Genomic DNA, 19,834 nt, shown 5'->3' on the forward strand with positions numbered 1-19,834 from the left:
GCGGCGCCCTGGGAGACGCCGCATGTCCGAACTCGCAACCCTGCGCGGCCTGTCGGGCCTCAGCCCGGCGCCCGCCGCCCTCAAGGGCTCGGCGCTCGTCCTGATCGACCTGCAGCAGACCTACCGCGAGGGGATCATGCGCCTCGACGGCGTCGAGCCCGCGATCCGCGAGGCGGCGGACCTGCTGGCCCGGGCGCGGCAGGCCGGCATCCCGGTCTTCCACATCCGCCACGATGCCGGGCCGGGCTCGCCCTACGACGTGACCGCGCCGATCGGCCAGATCAGCCCCGAGGTGGCGCCGCAGGGCGACGAGCCGGTGATCACCAAGGCCTATCCGAGCTCTTTCGTGGGCACCGATCTCCAGGCGCGGCTGGAGGCGGCGGGTGTGAAGGAGGTCGTCCTGGCGGGCTTCATGACGCATATGTGCGTCAACTCCACCGCCCGCAGCGCCTTCAACCTCGGTTTCCGCCCGACCGTCGTGGCCTCCACCACGGCGACGCGGGACCTGCCCGGGCCGGACGGCGCAGTGGTGCCCGCCGCCCAGCTCCAGGCCGCGAGCCTCGCCGCGCTCAGCGACCTGTTCGCCGTGGTGGCGCGGCGGCAGGCCGATATCCCGGATTGAGAGGGGCAAGGCCGTCGTTGCGAGCGCGGCGAAGCAATCCGGTGCGCGCCACCTGATCGATGTCCCGCTACCCTGGGTCGCGTCGCTGTGCTCGCGATGACGGGCGGGGCCGCGACCTTCAGGCCGTCATCTGCGCCAGCGCAGCCGCGACCTCCGTCAGGCTCGGCCGCTGAGCCGGATCCGGCTGGGTGCAGGCGATTTCGAGTGCCCGCAGGTTTTCCGGCGGCACATCGCAGCCGTCGAGCAGCTCGCCAATCAGGATACCCATCGCCCGGGCTTCGATCCGTGCCAGCGCCGTGCCGTCCGGCCCCTCCGGCAGCGCCGAGGCGGCGCCGAAATCGCTGAGCACGGCTGCCCCGGTGGCAGCCTCCCAGAGCGTGTTGTGGGCGTAGAGATCGCCGTGGAGCAGGCCGCGCCCATGCAGGTGGGCCGCTGCCTCTGCCACGGATCGCGCGATGCGTAAGGCCCGCGCCGGATCGAGGCGGAGATCCGGGTGGTAGATGTCGCGGCTGCAGCTCGCGAGGCTCGGCGGCCCGGCGAGCACGCGCCAGTGCGGCGGCAGGAGCCGGAGCAGGAGCCCTTCGGCCCCGTCGGGATGGCCGTCGAGCCGGCCGAGTGCCCCGGTCAGCGCCGGATGCGTGCCGGCGGCGAGGCAGGCCTCCATCTCGCGGGCGGGCAGGCCGTCGCTCGTCATCGCGCCCTTGAACAGCTTCAGCGCGACGGCCTCGCCGCGCCAGATTGCCCGGTGGACTCGGCCCGAGGCACCCTCCCCGAGCAACGCACCGACCTCCAGTTCGGCCCACGGCACCCGCGCCGCCGGGGTGGGCTCCGTCGCGGGCTCAGCGGGATTGCCCGCATAGGCAATCCAGGCGAGGCGCGGCAGGCGCATCAGCCAGGACGGCAGCGCGTCGAGGCGGTTGCAGGCGAGCCGGATCAGTTCGAGGTTGTCGGCCGCCGACAGGCTGTCGGGCAGGGCCGCGATCCGGTTGCCGGCCAGCATCAGTTTTTGCAGGCGCTGCCGCTCGCCGATAACCGCCGGCAGGGTCTCAATCCGGTTGTCGGTCAGCGTCAGCCAGCGCAGGTCGCGCGGCAGCGATTCCGCCGGCACCGCTTCCATGCCGCAACCGCGGAAGCCGAGCTGGCTCAAGCTCGGGCAGTCGCCTAGAACCGGCGGCAGGCGCGGGAACGGGTTGCCCGAGGCGAACAGCACCCGCAGGTTGCGGAGCCGCGCGAGATCCGCCGGCAGATCAGTCAGGCTGCCCCGGCCGAGGTCCAGCACCTCCAGCGTGTCGGCGAGCGCGAAGACCTCCGGGGGCACCTCGGTGAGCCCGTCGGGCAGGCGCAGCTCGCGTGCGCCGGCGAGGTCGCCGCGCCGCAGGGCGGCCAGCGTTTCGGTCCGGTCCAAGCCTCAGCCCCGCTTGAAGAAGGCGTCGGCCGCCCCCTGCGCCGCCTGCTTGGCTGCCCGCGCCGCCTCGATCCGGGCGATCTCGGCCCGCAGGAGCGCGATGCGCTCGTCGAGATCCGAAAGCGAAAGCGTATCCAACGGCTGGCCGATCTCGTGGGACACGGCCTTGCGCGGCCGGTCGTCGTCGTCCCGCATCGTGTCCTCCTACAGGAAGGGTCGTCCGGCACCATCCCAGGGCAGGCCGAGATGGGCCGCCAAACTGGCGCCGATATCCGCAAAACTGTCCCGCCGGCCGATGGAGCGGCCGGCAACGCCGGGGCCGAAGGCCAGGACCGGCACCTGCTCGCGCGTGTGGTCGGTTCCGGTCCAAGTCGGGTCGTTGCCGTGGTCGGCTGTGATCAGCGCGAGGTCGCCGGGGCGGAGCGCCGCCCGGATCTCCGGGACCCGGGCGTCGAAGGCCTCCAACTCGGCGGCGTAGCCCGGCACGTCCCGGCGGTGGCCGTATTCGGTGTCGAAATCCACGAGGTTGACGAAGATCAGGCCGCCGTCCGGCAGATCCTTCAGGGCGTCGAGCCCCGCCTGGAGGCAGGCGGCGTTCGGGCCCGGCTTGATCTCCCGGCCGGTGGCCCGGTGGGCGAAGATATCGCCGATCTTGCCGACACTCACGATGCTGCGGCCCGCCGCCTCGGCCCGGTCGAGCAGGGTGCGGCCGGGGGGCTCGACCGCAAAGTCCTTGCGGTTGCTCGTGCGGCGGAACCCCGCCTCCGCCGAGCCCAGGAAGGGCCGGGCGATCACCCGGCAGACCCGGTAGGGATCGCACAGGCGGCGCGCGAGGCGGCAGAGGTCGTAGAGCCGCTCCAGGCCGAAGGCCTCCTCGTGGGCGGCGATCTGGAACACGCTGTCGGCGGAAGTGTAGCAGATCGGCTGACCCGTCCGGACGTGCTCGGCCCCAAATTCGTCGATGATGGCGACGCCGGAGGCGTGCCGGTCGCCCAGGATGCCGGTCAGGTCGCCCTCGGCGATCAGGGCCTGCGTGAGGTCCGGCGGGAAGGCCGGCCGCGTCTCGGGGAAGTGGCCCCAGGGCTGCGACAGGGGCAGGCCCGTGATCTCCCAATGGCCCGACGGCGTGTCCTTGCCGGCGGCCGTCTCCACGGCATGGCCGTAGGCCCCCTGCGGCTCGCCCGAGGGCGCGAGACCGGGCGGGATTCGGCTCGAGGCGCCAGCCGCCGCGAGCCCGAGTCCGAGGGATGCCAAATGGGGCAGCCGGAGCGGGCCGGCGCGCAGGCCCGCCCGATCGCCGCGCCCCGTCGCGCAGTGTTCCGCGATGTGGCCGAGCGTGTCGGAGCCGGCATCGCCGTAGGCTTCGGCATCCGGCGCCCCGCCGATGCCGACGGAATCGAGGACGATGAGGAGTGCGCGCGGCACGGTCAGGCGGGCTCCAACTCGGCCGGCGCGTCGCTGTCGAGGGCGAAGGCGGCCTTGAACAGGGCGCGGGTATAGGCGGTCTGCGGATCGGCAAAGATCGTCTCGGCCGGGCCTTCCTCGACCACGCGGCCGTTCTGCATCACCATCACGTAGTTGGCGAGCGCCCGGACCACCTTCAGGTCGTGGCTGATGAACAGGTAGGCGAGGCCACGCTCCCGCTGGAGGTCGCGCAGCAAGGTCACGATCTGCGCCTGGACCGAGCGGTCGAGCGCCGAGGTCGGCTCGTCCAGCACGACGAAGCGCGGGTTCAGCACGATGGCCCGGGCGATCGCGATGCGCTGGCGCTGGCCACCGGAGAATTCGTGCGGGTAGCGGTCCATGGCGGCGGGATCGAGCCCGACATCCGCGAGCGCCTTCGCGACGACGGCCCGGCGCTCGGCCCGGGAGCGTACGGCGCCCTGCACCACCAGCCCCTCGGCCACGATATCGGCCACCGACATGCGCGGCGAGAGCGAGCCGTAGGGGTCCTGGAAGACCACCTGCATGTCCTTTCGCAGGGGCCGCATCTGCGCCACGCTGAAGCCGTCGACGGCCCGGCCGAGGAAGACGATCGGCCCCTCGGAGGCGGTCAGCCGCAGCAGCGCGAGGCCGAGCGTGGTCTTGCCCGAGCCGGATTCGCCGACGACGCCCACGGTCTCCCCGGCGCGGACCCTAAGCGAGACCCCGTCCACCGCCTTCACATGACCGACGACCCGCCGAAGCAGGCCCGCCTTCAGGGGGAACCAGACCTTCAACGGCCCGGCTTCGAGGAGCGGCGCGGCATCGGGCGGGATGGGATTGGCGCGGCCCTTCGGCTCGGAGGCGATCAGGCGCCGCGTGTAGTCGTGCTGCGGATTCGCGAAGACCGCCCCGGTCTCGCCGGCCTCGACGATCTTGCCCTTCAGCATCACGCAGACCCGGTCGGCGATCCGCTCCACGATGCCGAGATCGTGGGTGATGAACAGCATCGCCATGCCGAGCCGCTTCTGCAGGTCGGCGAGCAGCGCCAGGATCTGCGCCTGAACGGTGACGTCCAGAGCCGTGGTCGGCTCATCGGCGACGAGCAGGTCCGGCTCGCAGGCCAGCGCCATGGCGATCATCACCCGCTGGCGCTGGCCGCCGGAGAGCTCGTGCGGATAGGCGCCCATGCGGCTCTCCGCGTCGCGCAGGCCCACGAGATCGAGGAGTTCGAGGATCCGGCGCTTGGCCGCCTTGCCGGTCAGCCCGCGGTGGAGGCCCAGCACCTCGCCGATCTGCCGCGCGATCGTGTGGAGCGGGTTGAGCGAGGTCATGGGTTCCTGGAACACCATGGTGATGTCGGCGCCGCGTACGTCGCGCATGGCGCGTTCGGGCAGGCCCGCGAGGTCGCGGCCCTTGAACAGGATCCGCCCCTCCTGGCGGGCCGCGCCGTCGAGGAGCCGCAGGATGGCGAGCGCGGTGACCGACTTGCCCGAGCCCGATTCGCCGACCAGCGCCACGGTCTCGCCGCGCCGGATGGTGAAGCCGATCCGATCGACCGCCCGGGTCTCGCCCTCCCGCGCGCGGAAGGCGACGGACAGGTCCTCGACGGCGAGGAGCGGCTGGGAGTCATCCAACGTCATGCTGCCCTTATAGCGCGCCGGGCCGGTGTCCCTAGTCTATCCTGCTGCGCCAAGGGTCCGCCCAACGCCAACGGACCGCAAGGGAGATCGCCATGACGGCTGGTGCCCACGCCTTCGCAGCCCAAATCTGGCAGGCGCTTCATGGGCCGCCAAGCGCCCTCGACCGCCTGCACATCACCGGCGCCGGCGCCCTGCCCTCCGCCTTCGCGGTGAGCGACCTCGCGGCCGGCTCCGTCGGGGCCGCCGCGCTGGCGCTGGCGGAGGTCGCCGGACTGGCAGGCCCGGTGACCGTGGACCGGCGGCTCGCGTCGTTCTGGTTCGCGCGGTCGCTGCAGCCCGAGGGCTGGCGTGTGCCGGAACCCTGGGATCCGGTCGCGGGCGACTACGAGACCCCGGACGGCTGGATCCGGCTCCACACCAATGCGCCGCACCACCGGGCGGCGGCCGAGCGCGTGCTCGGTCCGCAGGTCGATCGCGCCGGCATGGCGCGGGCGGTGTCGGGCTGGACCAAGGCCGAGCTGGAGGCCGCGATCCTGGCCGCGGGCGGCTGTGCGGCCGAGATGCGCGGTCTGGCCGACTGGGCGGCGCATCCGCAGGGAAGCGCGGTGGCGGCCGAGCCGCTGGTGCATGTCGATCCGGCCCGCGACCACTCGGGATCACAGTCTCAGTCACTTTGGACACCCCAGCCCGGGCGTCCCCTCGCCGGCCTGCGTGTGCTCGACCTGACGCGGGTGCTCGCCGGGCCGGTGGCGACGCGCTTCCTCGCGGGCTTCGGGGCGGATGTGCTGCGGATCGATCCGCCCGATTGGTCCGAGCCCGCCCTCGAGCCGGAGGTGACCCTCGGCAAGACCTGCGCGCGGCTCGACCTGCGCCAAGCGGCCGACCGGGCGACCTTCGAGGGGCTGCTCGCGAGGGCCGACGTGATGATCCACGGCTTCCGGCCCGGCGCCCTCGACGGGCTCGGATACGGCGCGCAGGCCCGGCGGGCCCTGGCGCCGGGCCTCGTCGAGGTCTGTCTCGACGCCTATGGCTGGACCGGCCCCTGGGCCGGGCGGCGCGGCTTCGACAGCCTCGTGCAGATGAGCACCGGCATCGCGCAGGCCGGGCAGGCGTGGCAGCGAGCCGAAAAGCCGGTGCCGCTGCCCGTCCAGGCCCTCGATCACGCCACCGGCTACATGATGGCCGCCGCCGTCCTGCGATTGCTGTCGCGGCGCCGGCTCGCCGACGGGACCGTCGGCGGGGCGCGGCTCTCCCTCGCGCGTACGGCGGCGTTGTTGGTTGAAGCCGGTGCGGCGAAACCCGAACCGCCCTGCCCGGCCGCGTCGCCGGAAGATCTCGCACCCGAGATCGAGGCGACATCGTGGGGACCGGCCCGACGCCTGCGACCGCCGGTGGAGATGGCGGGGGCTCCGATGCGCTGGGCGCGGGCGGCGCGCCGCCTCGGGGACGATGCGCCGGAATGGGCGGCGGACGGTGTGGGGACCTGATGTGATGGCGCCGCTTCGCGGCGGGTCCTGTGCTGGATCCCGAGACGGGGTCGCGTTTGATCTGGAACCACCCCGTTTCCGGACCGGTGGAACCGAGCGGAACCTGATCCGGCTCGACTTGGTATGGCCGCCAAAAAGCAGCCAGCAAGCCTCATGCGGCAACCAGGATCAATGGATCCGCAACCGAAGATCGCTACAACGCCGGTGTGAACAGCTCACGCCTGCGCCGTGCCGCGCTCCTCGCCCTTCTCCTCGTCTCGGCCCGGCCGGCTCTGGCCGTCCCCTCCGAGGGGGCTACCGAGACCGTGGAGCAGGCGCTCTGCCGCCTGATCGACGACTCCGCCAAGGCCCGGAACCTGCCGGTGCCGTTCCTGACGCGCCTGATCTGGCGCGAGAGCAGCTTTCGCGTCGGCGTGGTGAGCCCCGCGGGGGCGCAGGGTGTGGCGCAGTTCATGCCGGGCACCGCCCGGGAGCGCGGGCTGCTCGACCCGTTCGACCCCGAGCAGGCGATCCCGCACGCCGCCCATTTGCTCGCTGACCTGAAGAGCCAGTTCGGCAATCTCGGCCTCGCGGCGGCGGCCTATAACGGCGGCGCAGGTCGGGTCAGCAAATGGCTCGCCGGCGATGGCGGCCTGCCCGAGGAGACCCGCGCCTACGTGGCCGCCATCACGGGCGTCCCGGTCGACGACTGGCGCACCGGTCCCGCCAAGGCGATCGAGTTTCCGGAGGGTGGCGCGCCCGCGAAGGCGGATGCGAAGGACGGCAAGGACACCAAGCCGGCGCCGCCGCAGACCTGTCTTCAGGTCACCGCCAGCCTGCGCATCCCGTCCCGCGGCGACCGCTTCGCGCTGGGCCCCAACGAGGGGCCGGCTGCGCCCTGGGGCATCCAGCTCGCCGGCAATTTCTCCAAGTCGCTGGCGCTCCAGAGCTTCAACCGGGCCCGGAGCGCCTATGCGCGGGTGATCGGCGAGGTGCGGCCGATGATCATCGGGACGCGCCTGCGCAACCGCGGCACCCGGGCCTTCTACCGGATCCGCATCCCGGCCCAGAGCCGGCAGGCCGCCGACGACCTGTGCGGCCGCATCCGGAAGGTCGGCGGCGCCTGTTTCGTGCTGCGGACCTGATTTTTCGCGCTTTGCCGCACCGCCGTCATCAATCCGCCCCGAGAGCGGTGCCGTATGGGCCGGTCGCGATAACCGGATGGGATATGACACGACTCCTCACCGCGCTGGCTAGCCTTCTCTGCCTCGGGCTCGCGGCGTTCGGTATCAACGCTGCCTCGCCGCTCGCCCTGTTCGACGCGATCGGCCCGCGCGATCCCGGCGGGCGCCTCGCCGCGAAGGACCAGCCCTTCGGCGAAGGCCCCCGGCGACGCCTCGATGTCTACGTTCCCACGGCGGGCGCCGAGAACGCTCCGGTGCTGGTGTTCTTCTACGGCGGCTCCTGGCAGAGCGGCGCGAAGGACGATTACGCCTTCGTCGGCCACGCGCTCGCCGCGCAGGGCTTCGTCACGGTGCTGCCGGATTACCGGCTCTATCCGGAGACGGCCTTCCCGGGCTTCCTTCAGGACGGGGCGGCGGCACTGGCCTGGGTGCGCGACAACATCGCGGCCTATGGCGGCGACCCGCGTCGCATCGTGCTGGCCGGCCATTCCGCCGGCGCCTACAACGCCCTGATGCTCGGCCTCGACTCGCGCTACGTGACGGCGGCGGGCGTCGATCCGAAGACGATCAAGGCGGTGGCCGGCCTGTCCGGCCCCTACGATTTCCTGCCGCTGGATCAGGACACGACCCTCAAGGTGTTCGGCAAGGCCCCCGATCAGGCGGCGACCCAGCCGGGGAGCTTCGTGGGGCCGCTGTCGCCCGCGGCCTTCCTGGCGTCAGGTGATGCCGACACGGTGGTGAAGCCCCGGCACACGGTGAGCCTCGCTGCGAAGCTGCGCGCCGAGCACGTACCTGTGCAGGAGCGGATCTATCCCGGCCTCGACCACAAGGACACGCTGCTCGCCCTGTCGGTGACCTTCCGCTCGAAGGCGCCGGAACTCGCCGAGATGGCGTCCTTCCTGATGCGGCAGTCCGCCGGCCGCTCGCAGTACACGATGCGGCGCTGAGCGCGGCAGCCCTTCGTCAAGGTTATCGCGCGATCGCTGGGCGCAACTTTTGATTTGCCATCGCCCCCCACCGACCCGGCGCTAAGATGAGCGCAGGCCCATGACACGGCCTCGCGGTGGGACGATATGGCTTCTGCGGACGCGGCGATCGGCATCCCGGCAGACGGACGGCAGCGCGGCCTCGCGGGTCGCGACGTGCCGGACGTCGTGCGCGTGCTGCTCAACGGGGCGGTCTTCGTCCTGCTCTGGAACCACGTCTGGCTGAAGGACCTGTCCGACCGCTCGATCCTGTCGGCCTCCGAGGACGGGAGCCTGCTGACCCAGGTACTGTTCCTCGCCGCCGGCACCGCCATGGCGCTGGCGATCCGCCGGATCGGAATCCGGCACCTCCAACCGTTGATGACCCGGCCGCTCCTGCTCTGCGCGATCTGGCTCGGCCTGACGACGCTGCTCTCCATCGAGCCGAGCCTGTCGCTGCGCCGGCTGGCGCTGTTCGTGATCGCCGCGATGCTTTCGGCGGGGGTGCTGATCGTCGCCCGCTCCCCCCGGCAGCTGGCCCTGAGCTTTGCCGGGGCGGCCCTGGTGATCGTGCTCTCCTCCTATCTGGCGGTGGCCTTCGTGCCGAACCTCGCCATCCACTCGGCCTTCGACGTCAATTCCGACCCGAGCCATCCGGGCCTCTGGCGCGGGATCTTCCCGCAGAAGAACGAGGCGGGGGCCGCCATGGTGATCCTCGTGATCGTCGGCCTCTACGTCGCCACCGCCGCCAACCGGTTCCTCGGCTGGGCGATCGTGCTGCTCGCCGCCGGGTTCCTGCTGGCCAGCGGCTCCAAGACTGCGATCCTGCTGCTGCCGGTGATCCTCGGCGTGACGGGCCTCTGTCAGATGCTGACGGGCGGCTTCGCCCGGAAGCTGCTGCTGCTGGGCCCGGTGGTCGGATTCTCGCTGATCTCGATCGGCTCGGTGCTGGTGCCGCCGATCCAAGAGGCTGTCGGCGCACTCCTCACCGACGCGACCTTCACCGGCCGCAGCGAGATCTGGCAATTCGCCATCGACAACATCCTGATTCGCCCCTGGCGCGGCTGGGGGATCGGCGCGTTCTGGATGACCGAGCGGACCATGTATGCCGGCTCCGAGGAGGTGACTTGGGTCAACACCGTCGATCACGCCCACAACGCTTATCTCGACACGGCGCTGATCGGCGGCCTGCCGTTCCTGGTGCTGACCGTGGTGGCCTTCGTGTTCGCGCCGGTGCGCGACCTGCAGCGCGTGGCCGGCGGCCGGCTCGACGCCGAGACGATGTTGTTCCTGCGGCTGTGGTTCCTGGGTCTCGTCTCGGCCTCGTTCGAGACGGTGCTGTGGAACGGCAACAACGCCACCTGCTGCATGTTCATGATGGCGGTGTTCGGCCTGCGCCTGCGGACGCGCTACGCCCTGGCCGTGGGCTGAGGGCAGATCGCCCGGCTCACGCAACGCGGCCGCGTTCGGCGAGGAAGTCGAGGAGCGCGCGGACCCGCGCCGGCACGGGACCGCCCTGGCCGACATGGACCGCGTGGAAAGCTTCCCGGTCCCCGGGATTGAGCGGCTCCAGGACCGGGACGAGGCGGCCGGCCGCGATATCCGCCCGCACGGTGAAACGCGTGAGCCGCGCGAGCCCGTTGCCGGTCAGCGCCAACTGGCGCAGCGCCTCGCCGTCGCTCGCCTGTACGCGCCCGTTGACGGGTACGAGAACCGTGGCGTCGCCCTGCCGCATCGGCCAGCCCTCGACCGTACGGACGTAGCCCAGACCAATCCGGTTGTGGCCGTCGAGATCCGCCACCGTCTCCGGTCGGCCGAAGCGCTCGAGATAGGCCAGCGCGCCGACGATCACCATCCCGGTCTCGCCGAGCTTGCGCGCAACGAGCTGGGATTGCTTCAACCCCCCGGCGCGCACCGCCACGTCGGTCCGCTCCGCCAGGAGATCGACGACCCGGTCGGTCTGCACGAGATCGAGGGTGACGCCCGGATAGCGGTCCTGGAAGTCCGGTAGGATCGGCGCCAGCACGTGCGTCGCGTAGGACGCGCTGGTCGTGAGCCGGATCCGGCCGACCGGCTGCTCCCCGGCCCGCGCCCCCCCTTCCGCCTCCTCGATATCGGCCAGGATCCGGGTCGCCCGTTCGTAGAAGGTGCAGCCCTCCGGCGTGAGCTGGAAGGCCCGCGTCGAGCGGTTGACCAGCCGGGCTCCGAGCCGCGCCTCCAGTCGGGCGACGAGCTTGCTCACCGCGGAGGGCGTCATGCGCCTGGCCCGCGCGGCCGCCGAGAACCCGCCCTGTTCGACCACGCAGACGAACACGTCCATCTCGCCGGCGCGGTTGATCTCAGAGCGGGGCATCGGTCCTTCGCGTCACAGATGCTGTGCTAGCCGGCTGTCTATGGCACCGCCATGGCCCGGTCTATCGCTCAGCGCGGACCGGCTGCCCCTTTGGCTCGGTACGCCCGGTCCCCCTGCCCGTCGCGCTGAAAGGACTGCACCATGGAATATCGTTCTCTCGGCCGCTCCGGCCTGAAAGTTCCGGTTCTCAGCTTCGGCGCCGGCACCTTCGGGGGGACGGGGCCGCTGTTCGGCGCCTGGGGCAACACCGGCGCCGAAGAGGCGCGACGGCTGGTCGATATCTGCATCGAGGCCGGCGTCACCCTGTTCGACACGGCGGATGTGTATTCCCAGGGGGCCTCCGAGGCGGTGCTCGGCGCGGCGCTGAAAGGTCGGCGCGGCCAGGTGCTGATCTCGACGAAGACCGGTCTGCCCATGGGCGACGGTCCCAACGAGGCCGGCACGTCGCGCCCTCGTCTGATCCGGGCGGTCGAGGACGCCCTGCGGCGCCTCGGCACCGAGCATATCGACCTCCTCCAGCTGCACGCCTTCGATGCGGCGACGCCCGTCGAGGAGGTGCTGTCCACCCTCGACGCGCTCGTGCGCGCCGGCAAGGTCCGCTACGTCGGCGTCTCGAACTTCGCCGGCTGGCAGATCATGAAGGCGCTGGCGCTCGCCGACCGGCATGGCTGGCCGCGCTACGTGGCGCATCAGGTCTACTACTCGCTGGTCGGGCGGGACTACGAGTGGGATCTGATGCCGCTCGCCGCCGATCAGGGGGTGGGCGCCCTGGTCTGGAGCCCGCTCGGCTGGGGGCGCCTGACCGGGCGGATCCGGCGGGGAACCCCGCTCCCCGAAGGCAGCCGCCTCCACGAGACCGCGTCTTACGGGCCGCCCGTCGGAGAGGAACAGCTCTACCGGGTCGTCGATGCGCTGGAGGCGGTCGCCACCGAGACCGGCCGGAGCGTGCCGCAGGTGGCGCTTAACTGGCTGATCCAGCGGCCCACCGTCTCCTCCGTGATCATCGGGGCCCGGGACGCGAACCAGCTCCGGGATAACCTCGGCGCGGTCGGATGGACGCTCACGGCCGATCAGATCGCCGCCCTCGATGCCGCCAGCGACACCGCGGCGCCCTATCCGCATTTCCCGTATCGTCGGCAGGAGGGCTTCGCGCGCTTGAACCCGCCGATGGTTGGGTAGGAGGCTTTCACACGAGGCGGCTCAAGAGGCCGTTCGCCTCCCTCGGTCGGTCCGTCAGCCCATGGGCGCCGTCTCCCGGGCAAGCCAATCGACCACCGCCTTCAACGCCGCGCCCTGATCGGCGCCGCCGTCGAGGGCGGCGGTGTAGGCGTCGAGCTGGCCCGCCGCGCTCGAACCATTTCGCGCGATCACCGCGGCATGCGCCACCTGCGCGGTGCAGCCGAGCGCGGCCGCGTCCTCGGCGATGAGGTCGAGCAGCGCGTCCAGGGCGTCGGCTATGGGAACGGCGCGTCCGGCCGTCTCGTCGATCAGCGACGCGCCCGTGCCGTCGCGCTCGGCCCGCCACAGGTTCTCCATCACGAACCCCCGCGAGGCGCCGGTCAGGCCGGCATGGATGTCCGGGCGCCGGTCGAGCAGACGGACGAGGCAGCGGTAGAGCTGGGCGATGGTCAGGCTGTCATCGAGCCGCGTGCAGCTGTCGGCGACGCGCAGCTCCAGGGTCGGGTATCGAATCGACGGACGGATGTGCCACCAGAAATACGTCGGATCGGGTACAGCTCCCGCTGCCGTCATGACCCGGACATAGCGGGCATAGTCGGCATCGTCGTCGAACAGTTCGGGGAGGCCAGTGCGGGGCAACTCGGCATAGGCCCGCAGCCGGTAGCCGTGGAGGCCGGTGCGACGGCGATCGTAGAACGGCGAGGAGGTCGAGAGGGCCAGCAGCAGCGGCAGGAACGGGTAGATCCGGCGCATGATGTCGATGCGCCCTTCTGGGCGCGGCACCTCGACATGGACGTGCATGCCGGCAACCACGGAGCGACGCCCGGTGATCTGAAGGTCGTCCATCATCCCGCGGTAGCGCGGTTTGTCCGTCTCCTTCTGGACAGACCAGACGGCGGTAGGGTGCGTACCGGCGGCGAACAGCTTGAGCCCGTGCGCGCGGGCGGTCGTCTGGAGCTTGGCGCGTAGGTCGCCGAGCGCCGCCCGAGCCTCATCGACGCTCGCCGTCGGCTTCGAACAGATCTCCACCTCGTTCTCGAGGAGTTCCCGCTCGACCGAGCCCAGGCGTTTCGCTGCGTCGTGAAATCCCTGGATCGAACTGCGCGGCGCGCCCCGCGAACGGGCGCTGGCCAGGAAGAACTCCTCTTCGATCCCGAACTTGAAGTCGTGGCCCGACCGCTGCGCCATCGTGTGGTTCCGATCCCTGGACGTGCGACCGCCGGCCACGCGCCTCAGACCGGCACCGCTGCGAAAGCCACAAGGGCCGACACCATGCGCGATCCGGGCCAACTTGCGTGAGGGGCGATCCTCGGACGTCGCCGGGGGCTGCCGCAGCCAACTCCGCGACCCGGATCAGCCCGCGGCCGCCTCCACCGGCACCGGCCGCGGGCGGCGGTCGTCGCCGATCGCCACGAAGGTGAAGGTCGCCTCGGTCACCTTCATGGTCGCCTCGCTGGCTCGCTCCCGCCGCCAGACCTCGACCTGGATGCGCAGGGACGAGCGTCCGACCTTCACCAGCCACGCGTAGAGGCTGACCTCGTCGCCCACGAAGACCGGGTGGTGGAAGGTGATCGCGTCGACCGCGATGGTGGCGCAGCGCCCCCGCGCCCGTCGGGCCGCGACGTTGCCGGCAGCCAGATCCATCTGCGCCATCAGCCAGCCGCCGAAGATGTCGCCGGCCGGGTTGGTGTCGGCCGGCATCGCGATGGTGCGGATCACCGGCGGACCGCGATCGGTCGGTTGGGCGCCCGCCCGCTCGATCGCGCCGTCCGCGCTCTGCGCCTCTGTCATCGTCCGGATGAGCCCCCGCCACCGGCTGGAACCCTTCCAAGCAAGCTCGGCCGCGGTCAATCGGGCAGCGCGAAGACCAGCAATGCGTCGCCGGTCCCGAAGCCCGACGCCTTGGTGTAGGAGCTGCCGCCCGCCGCCACCGCCACGTACTGCTTGCCGTCGAGCGCGTAGGTCATGGCCGGCCCGCTGATCCCCGCGCCGCACTGGAAGCGCCAGAGCACTGTTCCGTCGCGTGTATCGTGGGCGTCGAGATGGCCGTCCTCTTCGCCGGAGAAGACGAGGCCGCCCGCAGTCGCCAGCGTGCCGCCCGACAGCCGGCTCGCCGCGCGGACCGACCACGCGATCGTGCCGCCGTTCTTCAGATCGACGGCGGTGAGCGTGCTGAAGGACGGTTCGCCCTTGGCCTCGCTGGTCTCGGTGTAGCGGATCTCCGGCCGACCGGCTGCGGCCGGCACGGTCTTCACCGTGTAGGTCGTCGCCCCGTGGCGAACCTGCACGTAGGCGAGCCGCCCGTCATAGGCGGTGGGCGGCCACGACACTGCGCCGAGAGGGCCGGGGGCCACCACCGTCCCCTGCGGGGTCGGTGGGGAAAAAAGATTTTTCTGGTCGAGGAGGGGCGCCGAGCGCTCCAGCAGCTTTCCGGTGGCGCGGTCGTGGACGTAGATCCAGCCGGTCTTGCTGGCCGAGGCCACCGCCTTGGTGCCGTTCGGGCCATCGAGCAGGAAGGGCGGCGCGGCGACGTCGTAGCCCCACTCGTCGTGCGGCACCTGCTGGTAATACCAGCGCAGCTGGCCGGTCTTCACGTCCAGCGCCACGAGGCACATCGTGTAGAGGTTGTCGCCCGGCCGCGAGAGGCCGAAATTCTGCGGCGCCGGGTTGCCCGTGCCGAGGAAGATCAGGCCGAGATCCGCGTCGTAGGCCGGTGTCATCCAGAGCGAGCCGCCGCCGACCCGCCACGCGTCGCGGTTGGCGGGAGCCGCCGCCTTCTCGGCCGCGATGTCCCGATGGAGCGGCGTCCCGTCGGCGGTTTTCTCGACAAAGCCGCCCTCCCAGCCCTCCGACGGGGTGACATACCAGCGCCAGCGCTCGTCGCCGGTCTTCACATCATAGGCGGCGAGCCAGCCGCGCCGTCCGTAGCCGCCCTCGATCCCGACCACGGCGCCGCCATCGAGGCCGCCCTGAGCGTCCGCGATATGCAGGCCGTAGCCCGCGCCGGTGACGCCGACGATCACCAGCCCGTCGGCGACCAGCGGCGGCATCTTGAAGCCGAGCCGGCTTGACCCCTGCACCGGCTTGCCGCCGAGGGTCGCGGCGAGGCCCGAAGCAGTCTCGGTCTCGCCCTCCTCCGGGCGGACCGCCTCCTTGTCCCAGACCATCTTGCCGGTCTTGGCGTCGAGGGCGATCAGCCGCCCGTCCATTGTCGCCTCGAAGACGAGACCGCCGGAGACCGCGAGCCCGCGGTTCGAGGGTGGCCCGAAGATCTTTTCGGTGCGCGGCGTGTGCGTGTAGGTCCAGAGCGGTTTGCCGGTCCTGGCGTCGAGGGCCGCGACGTTGTTCTGCGTGGTGGAGAGGTAGAGCGTCCCGTCCACCATGAGGGGCTGGGCCTGGAAATAGCCGGTGATCCCAGTCTGAAAGATCCAGGCCGGCCGCAGCCGGGCGACGTTGCCGCGGTCGATCTGGGTCAGCTCGGAAAAATTGCGGTTGCTGGGGTCGTGGCCGAAGGCGGGCCAGGGCGTCTCGGCGGCGGATGCCATGCCGCATGACGCGATCTGCACGAGGCAGGCCAGTGCGGCAGTTTTCGGGGATCGCGGCAAGCTTCTACTCCCGGGTGGGGCGTCTGTCGCGCCCGTGCGTGTCGGCTTAACGCTGCGACGCTCGGCGAAGTGCGTTACCGGCGCCCTGCCCCGTCGAGCTGCCCTGGCGTCGCCTGTGCGCCCATCGCCCGGGCCATGTCGGCGGCGCTCTGGCCTGAGGCGTCGCGCCGGTTCGGGTCGGCGCCGTGCTGGAGCAGCAGATCCACCATCTCGGTCCGGTCGAACATCGCGGCCGTCATCAGGGCGGTGCGGCTGCCGTCGCCGGTCCCGTCCACCGCGGCCCCGTGCTGGAGCAGCAGCCGCGCCATCGCGAGATCGTTCTTGAAGGCTGCCCCGGCCAAAGGCGTCTGACCGCGATCGTTGGCGAGTTCCGGGTCGCCACCGGCTTCCAGGATCACTCGGGCCGCCTCGGCCTGACCGTTATAGGCGGCGAGCATCAATAGGCTGTCGCCCTTGTCGTTGCGCAGGTTCGCCGGCAGCCCCTGCCCGAACAGGTCGGCCAACTCCTCCGCGTGGCCCATGCGGGCATATTGGAAGACCCGGGCCGCGAAGGCCAGGGTGTCGTCGTCGAGGGTGGGGCGTGGGTTCGCGTCTGAAGCCATCGGGTGCTCGTCTCACAGCCGGATCTGATCCGTGCCGATGCGGTACTGCGGTCCAGCGTTCCCGGGAACAGTTTTGGTGCGATGCTCGTTCCAGCCCCCTATCGATGCCTAAACATCCGGCATCTCGGGAGTGTAACGATGCCCCGACCGTTCGAGCCCTATGCCGACGCGTTGCGCACCGCCCGCGAGATCGTGCGCGAACAGGCGGGGGCCATCGTGGAATCGGCCGTTCAGGCGAATGCGCAGGCCTACGACGAGGCCTGCAATGGTCTCGTCGTTCGGATCGCGCAGGCGATCGTCGATGCCGGTGAGGCCGCCGCCTTGTATCGCCGGGACCACGAGGCCGCGTGACGCATCGGCGGCGGTCACCCCCGCCGCCGTCCCCCGCCGCCCTTGTATTTCGGCTTCTGACCGCCGAGCCCCTGCGTCGAGCGCGGCTTCGGACGCTCCTGCCAAGCCACCGCGTTGGCCGGCAACTCCCGGTCCGTCCCCGGGCCCATATTGTCGAGGTCGGGCTTGGCGATGCGGCTGCCCCCGGACCCGCGCGGCGGCTTCCGGCCGAACTTGCCGGCCTCGCGCTCCACGTCGCCCTGCCGGGCCATCGGATCGTCGGAGACCAGCAACTCGGTCGCCTGGAGCCGCTTGAGCTCGTCGCGCAGGCGTGCCGCCTCCTCGAAGTCGAGATCGGCGGCGGCCGAACGCATCCGCTTCTCCAGATCCGCCAGTACGGCCTTGAGATTGTGGCCGACCGTGATCGCGTCCTTGGCCAAGCCTGTATCGACTTGGACGTGGTCGCGCTCGAACACGCTGCTGAGGATGTCGGCGATGCCGCGCTTCACGCTCTGGGGCGTGATCCCGTGCTCTTCGTTGTAGGCGAGCTGCTTGGCGCGGCGGCGCTCGGTCTCGGCCATCGCCCGCTCCATCGAGCCGGTGATGTTGTCCGCGTACAGGATGCAGCGCGCGTCGGCATTACGGGCAGCGCGGCCGATCGTCTGAATCAGCGAGGTCTCCGAGCGCAGAAAACCTTCCTTGTCGGCGTCGAGGATCGCCACCAGGGCGCATTCCGGGATGTCGAGGCCTTCGCGCAGCAGGTTGATGCCGATCAGCACGTCGAAGGCGCCGAGCCGCAGGTCGCGGATGATCTCGATCCGCTCCAGCGTGTCGATGTCGGAGTGCATGTAGCGCACCCGCACGTTGTTCTCGTGCAGGTACTCGGTGAGGTCCTCGGCCATCCGCTTGGTGAGCGTGGTCACCAGCGTCCGGTAGCCGGCCTGCGCCACTTCGCGGACCTCGCCCAGCAGATCGTCGACCTGGCTGCGGGCCGGGCGGATCTCGATCACGGGATCGACCAGTCCGGTCGGGCGGATCACCTGCTCGGCGAAGACGCCGCCGGTCTGCTCCATCTCCCACTTGCCGGGCGTCGCCGAGACGTGGACCGTCATCGGCCGCATCGCGTCCCATTCCTCGAAGCGCAGCGGCCGGTTGTCGAGGCAGGAGGGCAGGCGGAAGCCGTATTCGGCCAGCGTCGCCTTCCGGCGGAAGTCGCCCCGGTACATGCCGCCGATCTGCGGCACCGTGACGTGGCTCTCGTCGGTGAAGACCAGGGCGTTGTCGGGCAGGTACTCGAACAGCGTCGGCGGCGGCTCGCCGGGCTTCCGGCCGGTGAGGTATCGCGAGTAGTTCTCGATGCCGTTGCAGGCGCCGGTCGCCTCGATCATCTCGATGTCGAACGTACAGCGCTGGTCGATGCGCTGCGCCTCGATGAGGCGGCCCATCTTGGTCAGTTCCTCGATCCGGCCCTTCAGCTCGTGCTTGATGCCCTTGATCGCCTGCTGCAGCGTCGGGCGTGGCGTGACGTAGTGCGAGTTGGCGTAGACCTTCACGAACTTCAGTTCGGAAATGGTCTTGCCGGTCAGCGGATCGAACTCGACGATGCTCTCGACCTCGTCGCCGAAGAGGCCGATCCGCCAGCCGCGATCCTCCAAGTGGGCGGGCCATAGCTCGATCGAATCACCGCGAACCCGGAAGGTGCCGCGGGCGAAGTCGGACTGGATCCGCTTGTACTGGAGCGCCACGAGGTCGGCGATGAGCTGGCGCTGCTCGATCCGCTCGCCGAGCGAGACCGTGAACGACATCGCCGTGTAGGTCTCGACCGAGCCGATACCGTAGATGCACGACACCGAGGCGACGATGATCACGTCGTCCCGCTCCAGCAGGGCGCGCGTCGCGGCATGGCGCATCCGGTCGATCTGCTCGTTGATCGACGATTCCTTCTCGATGAACGTGTCGGAGCGGGGGACGTAGGCCTCGGGCTGGTAATAGTCGTAGTAGGAGACGAAGTACTCGACCGCGTTGTCGGGGAAGAACGCCTTGAACTCCCCGTAGAGCTGCGCGGCCAGCGTCTTGTTGGGCGCCAGGATCAGGGCGGGGCGCTGGGTCTCCTCGATGATCTTGGCCATCGTGAAGGTCTTGCCGGAGCCGGTGACGCCGAGCAGCACCTGATCGCGCTCATGGGCCTGCACGCCGTTGACCAGTTCGGCGATGGCCTTCGGCTGATCGCCGGCCGGCGTGAATTCGGATTTCAGCGTGAACCGGACGCCGCCCTCGGATTTCTGCGGCCGCTCCGGGCGGTGAGGCACCCAGGTCTGGCCGTCCTTGAACAGCGGGTTGCCCTCGGTGAGCAGCCGCTCGAGGGCCGTAATCGTGGCCGAAGCGCCGCCGTCGCCGCCGGGATCGGGCAATTCGGCGCCCTCCGGCACCGGGCCGTCCTCCGGCGGGGTCAGGCCGAGCGCCTGGGCGAGGCGCGGGTCGACATCCGCCGCGTCGCCGAGCGCGAAACCGGCCTGCGGCGCTTCCGCGAAGCCGTCGCGGGCGATCTCCGCCCGGCGCTCGGCGGCCTGCGTGGTCCCGCCTTTGCCGCCGCGCCCCTTGGGTTTGCCCGGGCGCGCGGGCGGCTCCGGCGGCGCTTCGATCGGCGCCGGCCGGTTACGGTTGAGCGCCGGGTTCAGCAACGCGGCGAGATAGGTGTCGAGCGGCTTCAGCTCGGGCTTCGACGCCTTGGCGGATGTGGCCGAGACGGAGCGCGATTTCTTCGGAGCGGGCATGAACCCAATATGGGCCCGTCAGGCGCCGCGAGAAACCCTGCCGGGCCGGGAGTTTTTCTGCGCCGCGTCCTTCGGGGCGTGGCCCGGGGCGGTGGGTCGGGTTCTGTCGCGCCGTCACCGTTCCCGGGGATGATCATTGGAATACAACCGTTAGGTAGTCTTCGCGCTAACTCGAGCTGGAAAAGCCAATCTCATGTCTGGGAAACCGGGCGTTGAGGGTGGCGAATTGGCTTGCGACGAGCTGCGAGGGCCGTTACTTTGCGCCGCAAAGCACGATGCAGCCG

General features: G+C 70.8%; 17 protein-coding genes. 7 read left to right on the forward strand and 10 right to left on the reverse strand.

Annotation, left to right across the window (positions count from 1 at the left end):
* The first annotated feature begins 22 nt into the window (after nt 1–22).
* A complete protein-coding gene (locus tag BLQ49_RS20745) occupies nt 23–622 on the forward strand; it encodes a cysteine hydrolase family protein (RefSeq protein ID WP_091719170.1) in 600 nt (199 codons plus the stop codon).
* 118 nt (nt 623–740) lie between these two features.
* On the opposite strand, the gene BLQ49_RS20750 is transcribed toward BLQ49_RS20745, so the two are convergent.
* The 4 genes from BLQ49_RS20750 to BLQ49_RS20765 are packed head-to-tail and all read right to left on the reverse strand — an operon-like array spanning nt 741 to nt 5,092.
* Entirely contained in the window at nt 741–2,027 is a 1,287-nt protein-coding gene (locus tag BLQ49_RS20750; protein WP_091719172.1) for a leucine-rich repeat-containing protein kinase family protein, read from the reverse strand.
* A gap of 3 nt (nt 2,028–2,030) precedes the next feature.
* Nucleotides 2,031–2,222 (reverse strand): DUF1192 domain-containing protein, encoded by a 192-nt coding sequence (locus BLQ49_RS20755; protein WP_091719174.1) that lies wholly within the window; start codon nt 2,220–2,222, stop codon nt 2,031–2,033.
* Nucleotides 2,223–2,231: 9 nt separating this feature from the next.
* Nucleotides 2,232–3,452 (reverse strand): phosphopentomutase, encoded by a 1,221-nt coding sequence (locus BLQ49_RS20760; protein WP_091719176.1) that lies wholly within the window; start codon nt 3,450–3,452, stop codon nt 2,232–2,234.
* A 2-nt stretch (nt 3,453–3,454) separates the two neighbouring features.
* Nucleotides 3,455–5,092 (reverse strand): ABC transporter ATP-binding protein, encoded by a 1,638-nt coding sequence (locus BLQ49_RS20765; RefSeq protein WP_091719178.1) that lies wholly within the window; start codon nt 5,090–5,092, stop codon nt 3,455–3,457.
* 92 nt (nt 5,093–5,184) lie between these two features.
* On the opposite strand from BLQ49_RS20765, the gene BLQ49_RS20770 reads away from it, so the two are divergent.
* The 4 genes from BLQ49_RS20770 to BLQ49_RS20785 all read left to right on the forward strand — a co-directional run bounded on the left by BLQ49_RS20770 (nt 5,185) and on the right by BLQ49_RS20785 (nt 10,138).
* Nucleotides 5,185–6,579: a CoA transferase gene (locus tag BLQ49_RS20770; RefSeq protein WP_091719180.1), complete on the forward strand. Its 1,395-nt coding sequence runs from the start codon at nt 5,185–5,187 to the stop codon at nt 6,577–6,579.
* Nucleotides 6,580–6,785: 206 nt separating this feature from the next.
* Nucleotides 6,786–7,703 (forward strand): lytic transglycosylase domain-containing protein, encoded by a 918-nt coding sequence (locus tag BLQ49_RS20775; RefSeq protein ID WP_244507701.1) that lies wholly within the window; start codon nt 6,786–6,788, stop codon nt 7,701–7,703.
* Nucleotides 7,704–7,786: 83 nt separating this feature from the next.
* The gene (locus BLQ49_RS20780; RefSeq protein WP_091719182.1) at nt 7,787–8,689 is read left to right on the forward strand and encodes an alpha/beta hydrolase; all 903 of its coding nucleotides are present in this window, start codon (nt 7,787–7,789) and stop codon (nt 8,687–8,689) included.
* A 126-nt stretch (nt 8,690–8,815) separates the two neighbouring features.
* Complete coding sequence (locus BLQ49_RS20785) at nt 8,816–10,138, forward strand: O-antigen ligase family protein (protein WP_091719184.1); 1,323 nt, start codon at nt 8,816–8,818, stop codon at nt 10,136–10,138.
* A 16-nt stretch (nt 10,139–10,154) separates the two neighbouring features.
* Here the strand turns inward: BLQ49_RS20785 and BLQ49_RS20790 are convergent, their stop codons facing one another.
* Nucleotides 10,155–11,060 (reverse strand): LysR substrate-binding domain-containing protein, encoded by a 906-nt coding sequence (locus tag BLQ49_RS20790; protein WP_091719186.1) that lies wholly within the window; start codon nt 11,058–11,060, stop codon nt 10,155–10,157.
* A 141-nt stretch (nt 11,061–11,201) separates the two neighbouring features.
* Here BLQ49_RS20790 and BLQ49_RS20795 point away from each other — a divergent pair, with 141 nt between their 5' ends.
* Nucleotides 11,202–12,239, forward strand: coding sequence for an aldo/keto reductase (locus tag BLQ49_RS20795; RefSeq protein ID WP_091719188.1), 1,038 nt, complete (start codon nt 11,202–11,204; stop codon nt 12,237–12,239).
* Nucleotides 12,240–12,293: 54 nt separating this feature from the next.
* Here BLQ49_RS20795 and BLQ49_RS20800 read toward each other — a convergent pair whose 3' ends face one another.
* The 4 genes from BLQ49_RS20800 to BLQ49_RS20815 form a co-directional block, all read right to left on the reverse strand.
* Nucleotides 12,294–13,427: a carboxylate-amine ligase gene (locus BLQ49_RS20800; protein ID WP_091719190.1), complete on the reverse strand. Its 1,134-nt coding sequence runs from the start codon at nt 13,425–13,427 to the stop codon at nt 12,294–12,296.
* A gap of 165 nt (nt 13,428–13,592) precedes the next feature.
* Entirely contained in the window at nt 13,593–14,030 is a 438-nt protein-coding gene (locus tag BLQ49_RS20805; protein WP_091719192.1) for an acyl-CoA thioesterase, read from the reverse strand.
* A gap of 56 nt (nt 14,031–14,086) precedes the next feature.
* Complete coding sequence (locus BLQ49_RS20810) at nt 14,087–15,784, reverse strand: pyrroloquinoline quinone-dependent dehydrogenase (RefSeq protein ID WP_091719194.1); 1,698 nt, start codon at nt 15,782–15,784, stop codon at nt 14,087–14,089.
* Nucleotides 15,785–15,918: 134 nt separating this feature from the next.
* A complete protein-coding gene (locus BLQ49_RS20815; protein WP_091719196.1) occupies nt 15,919–16,446 on the reverse strand; it encodes an ankyrin repeat domain-containing protein in 528 nt (175 codons plus the stop codon).
* A 138-nt stretch (nt 16,447–16,584) separates the two neighbouring features.
* Between BLQ49_RS20815 and BLQ49_RS20820 the strand changes: the two genes are divergently transcribed.
* Nucleotides 16,585–16,797: a hypothetical protein gene (locus tag BLQ49_RS20820; protein WP_091719198.1), complete on the forward strand. Its 213-nt coding sequence runs from the start codon at nt 16,585–16,587 to the stop codon at nt 16,795–16,797.
* A 14-nt stretch (nt 16,798–16,811) separates the two neighbouring features.
* Here the strand turns inward: BLQ49_RS20820 and uvrB are convergent, their stop codons facing one another.
* Nucleotides 16,812–19,550: an excinuclease ABC subunit UvrB gene (uvrB, locus tag BLQ49_RS20825; protein ID WP_091719200.1), complete on the reverse strand. Its 2,739-nt coding sequence runs from the start codon at nt 19,548–19,550 to the stop codon at nt 16,812–16,814.
* Between the last annotated feature and the right edge of the window lie 284 nt (nt 19,551–19,834).

This window comes from Methylobacterium phyllostachyos (assembly GCF_900103445.1).
GTDB classification, from domain to species: domain Bacteria; phylum Pseudomonadota; class Alphaproteobacteria; order Rhizobiales; family Beijerinckiaceae; genus Methylobacterium; species Methylobacterium phyllostachyos.

What these genes read in the sequence shown, in the direction of transcription:
- uvrB (WP_091719200.1), bottom strand. Translation starts at nt 19,550, where the DNA reads ATGCCCGCTCCGAAGAAATCGCGCTCCGTCTCGGCCACATCCGCCAAG.
- BLQ49_RS20780 (WP_091719182.1), top strand. Translation starts at nt 7,787, where the DNA reads ATGACACGACTCCTCACCGCGCTGGCTAGCCTTCTCTGCCTCGGGCTC.
- BLQ49_RS20800 (WP_091719190.1), bottom strand. Translation starts at nt 13,427, where the DNA reads ATGGCGCAGCGGTCGGGCCACGACTTCAAGTTCGGGATCGAAGAGGAG.
- BLQ49_RS20745 (WP_091719170.1), top strand. Translation starts at nt 23, where the DNA reads ATGTCCGAACTCGCAACCCTGCGCGGCCTGTCGGGCCTCAGCCCGGCG.
- BLQ49_RS20785 (WP_091719184.1), top strand. Translation starts at nt 8,816, where the DNA reads ATGGCTTCTGCGGACGCGGCGATCGGCATCCCGGCAGACGGACGGCAG.
- BLQ49_RS20820 (WP_091719198.1), top strand. Translation starts at nt 16,585, where the DNA reads ATGCCCCGACCGTTCGAGCCCTATGCCGACGCGTTGCGCACCGCCCGC.
- BLQ49_RS20795 (WP_091719188.1), top strand. Translation starts at nt 11,202, where the DNA reads ATGGAATATCGTTCTCTCGGCCGCTCCGGCCTGAAAGTTCCGGTTCTC.
- BLQ49_RS20815 (WP_091719196.1), bottom strand. Translation starts at nt 16,446, where the DNA reads ATGGCTTCAGACGCGAACCCACGCCCCACCCTCGACGACGACACCCTG.
- BLQ49_RS20790 (WP_091719186.1), bottom strand. Translation starts at nt 11,060, where the DNA reads ATGCCCCGCTCTGAGATCAACCGCGCCGGCGAGATGGACGTGTTCGTC.
- BLQ49_RS20810 (WP_091719194.1), bottom strand. Translation starts at nt 15,784, where the DNA reads ATGGCATCCGCCGCCGAGACGCCCTGGCCCGCCTTCGGCCACGACCCC.
- BLQ49_RS20805 (WP_091719192.1), bottom strand. Translation starts at nt 14,030, where the DNA reads ATGACAGAGGCGCAGAGCGCGGACGGCGCGATCGAGCGGGCGGGCGCC.
- BLQ49_RS20755 (WP_091719174.1), bottom strand. Translation starts at nt 2,222, where the DNA reads ATGCGGGACGACGACGACCGGCCGCGCAAGGCCGTGTCCCACGAGATC.
- BLQ49_RS20770 (WP_091719180.1), top strand. Translation starts at nt 5,185, where the DNA reads ATGACGGCTGGTGCCCACGCCTTCGCAGCCCAAATCTGGCAGGCGCTT.
- BLQ49_RS20765 (WP_091719178.1), bottom strand. Translation starts at nt 5,092, where the DNA reads ATGACGTTGGATGACTCCCAGCCGCTCCTCGCCGTCGAGGACCTGTCC.